The sequence below is a fragment of the Herbaspirillum sp. ST 5-3 genome (assembly GCF_004804275.1).
Lineage (GTDB): Bacteria > Pseudomonadota > Gammaproteobacteria > Burkholderiales > Burkholderiaceae_D > Noviherbaspirillum.
In genome coordinates this window covers 1-1,329 of the sequence record NZ_STGI01000037.1, presented here as the reverse complement: position 1 = coordinate 1,329, position 1,329 = coordinate 1, and the positions used below count along the sequence as shown (strand labels likewise).

1 protein-coding gene is annotated in these 1,329 nt (G+C 57.6%); it reads left to right on the top strand.

The genetic code is table 11. From position 1 onward, the window contains the following. Nucleotides 1-64 precede the first annotated feature (64 nt). A protein-coding gene (locus E6W33_RS26850; protein WP_136420444.1) for an IS3 family transposase occupies nucleotides 65-1,296 on the top strand; the annotation gives its coding sequence in 2 pieces (ribosomal slippage) (nucleotides 65-425 and nucleotides 425-1,296; 1,233 coding nt in all). Nucleotides 1,297-1,329: the final 33 nt, after the last annotated feature.

Here is a 1,329-nt window from a genome sequence, read left to right as displayed (position 1 = left end):
TGAAGTAGCCCCCTGAATCTCCGGACCATTGGTATTCCTTAAAATTACGACTAGGAATACTTCTATGGATATGCCTATGCCTTCAGGAAGAAATCAGGAAGTGGAAGTCATTACCGGGGTTCAGCGGCGAAGACGCTGGACCCCGGAACAAAAGCTGGAATGGGTCAGGCGAACGATGGAACCAGGCATGTCGGTTTCCCTGGTAGCCCGGGAAGCGGGTATCACCGCCAGTCAGCTGTTCCAGTGGCGCAAAGCCTATACCGAGGGCTCCTTGGTGGCCGTGGGAGCCAACGAGCCAGTGGTGCCGGCCTCGGAACTGCAAGAGGCGATGCGACGTATTAAGCAGCTCGAAGCCGCGCTGGGACGCAAGACCCTGGAGAATGAAATCCTCAAGGAAGCGGTCGATTTCGCCAAATCAAAAAAGTGGATTGCGCGCTCGCCGCTGTTGCCCGGGGAAGAGCAATGAGGCTGGTCTGCTCAACCCTTGGCGTGGCGCGCAGCCATCTCGTGGCACTGCAGAACCGTCCTGCTGACTGGACTGACCGCCGTACCGCGCGCAGTCGCGGCGATGACGAGTCACTTCTGGACGACATTCGTCAGGTTGTTCATGGCCAGGCCACTTATGGCTATCGCCGAGTGTGGGCGGTACTGCGATACCAACTCGGATGTGGCGCCAATCATAAGGCTGTCTATCGCGTCATGCGCGACCACGGATTGCTGCTGTACCGGCACGGAAGTCGGCCCGTATCGACGCGCAAGCATGACGGCAAGGTGGCAGTCGATGCCAGCAACAAGCGTTGGTGCTCGGACGGCTTTGAAGTCGCCTGTGACAATGGCGAGCGGGTGCGCGTTGCCTTTGCACTGGATTGCTGCGACCGGGAAGTGATGAGTTGGGTGGCGACCACCAAGGGTATTGATGCCGGACTCGTTGGTGACTTGATGATGCAGGCCGTCGAATACCGGTTTGGCGCCAACAGCACGGTGCCGAACGAAATCGAATGGCTGTCCGATAACGGCAGTTGTTATACCGCTGCCGAAACCCGTTCATTTGCCCGTAGCCTGGGACTCAAGCCGGTGACAACGCCAGTTCATAGCCCGCAGAGTAACGGCATGGCCGAGAGTTTCGTGAAGACCATCAAGCGTGACTATGCCAGCCTGGCACTGCGTCCAGACGCCAGGGCAGTCATACGGCAACTGCATGGCTGGTTTGAACATTACAATACGAGGCATCCGCACAGCGCATTGAAGTATCTGCCGCCACGGACGTTTCGAGAGAAACAGGCTTTAAATAACTAATGCCGGTGGTACGGGAATACAGGGGCGAAACCA